The organism is Rhizobacter sp. P1_G5, from assembly GCF_056405435.1.
This window is the reverse complement of record NZ_JBFUCB010001023.1, coordinates 1-1,204: the sequence shown is the minus strand read 5'-3', so window position 1 is coordinate 1,204 and position 1,204 is coordinate 1. Positions and strand designations below refer to the sequence as shown.

The following is a 1,204-nucleotide window of genomic DNA, read 5'->3' as shown; positions in this document are numbered from 1 at the left end:
GGATCGCGGGTGTCGCGGAGAGGGGCGCGCCAGCCGCCGGTGCGCTCGCTCCGGGCGCCGGCACCGCAGCGGCCGCGCGGCCCCCCGTCGGCCGCAGGCGCGGCGAGGTCTCGGTGCCGACCCACATCTCGGTCTCGTTCGCGTCGGGGCGGCGCAGGTTGCGCACGATGCGCGGCGTGATCGCGAGGACCAGCTCGGTGCGCGACGAATCGTCGAGCTGGCTGGAGAACACCCGCCCCAGCACCGGCAGGTCGCCCAGGCCCGGCACGCGGCTCGCGTTGGAGCGGTCCTCGCTGCTGATCAGGCCGGCCAGGATCTGCGTCTCGCCATCGCGCAGGCGCAGCAGCGTCGACGCATTGCGGGTGCCGATCTGGTAGGCGAGCGTGCCCGAGGCTGTCTTGACCTGGCCGGCCAGCGAGCTGACCTCGAGCGCGACGCGGATCGCCACGTCGTCGTCGGCGTAGATGGTCGGCTCGACCTCCAGCTTCAGCCCGACCTCGATGTAGTTGACGCTGTCGGAGACGAAGCTGCCGCTGCCGCCGATGGTGGCGGTGATCACCGGCACCTTGTCGCCGATCAGGATCTTGGCCTTCTCCTTGTTGCGCGCGCGGATGCGCGGGTTGGCCAGCGTGTTGAAGTCGCCGACCTCGCGGCGCAGGTTGACGAGCAGGCCGCCGACGGTCAGGCCGATGTTGTCGCGCGTCAGGTTGCGCACGTTGCCGAGCGTGAGCCCGGTCGCGCCGGCCGGCGGCAGCGGCGTCAGCGCGAAGGTGTCGGGGAACTTGACGCCCAGCTCGGTGAGGCGGGTGCTGCGGATCTCGATCACCTCGACGTCGAGCATCACCTCGGGCTCGTGCGCGTCGTACAGGGCCATCAGGCGCTCGGCGAGCTGGATGTTCTCGGGCGAATCGCGCAGCGCGAGCATGTTGGTGCGCTCGTCCACATAGGGCTCGCGCACGCGCAGCATCGAGCGCAGGAAGGCGGCCGCGCTCTTCGCGTCGCCGCTCGCGAGGTAGAACACCTTGACGACCTGCTCCTGGTGCTCGCGCTGCTTCTCGGGCGTGTTCGGGTAGATCAGCAGCGTCTGGCTGTCGATCACCTTCTTCGCGAGCTGGTTGGTGCTGACGATCAGGTCGATCGCGTCCTCGACGCGGGCCGAACGCAGGAAGACGGTGACGCGGGCGTCGGGGCGCACGTCCTTGTC

General features: G+C 70.5%; 1 protein-coding gene. It reads right to left on the bottom strand.

Annotated elements, in window-relative coordinates:
* On the bottom strand, positions 1-1,204 hold a 1,204-nt coding region (locus AC1D12_RS33715; protein WP_477845430.1), incomplete at both ends, for a type II secretion system protein GspD.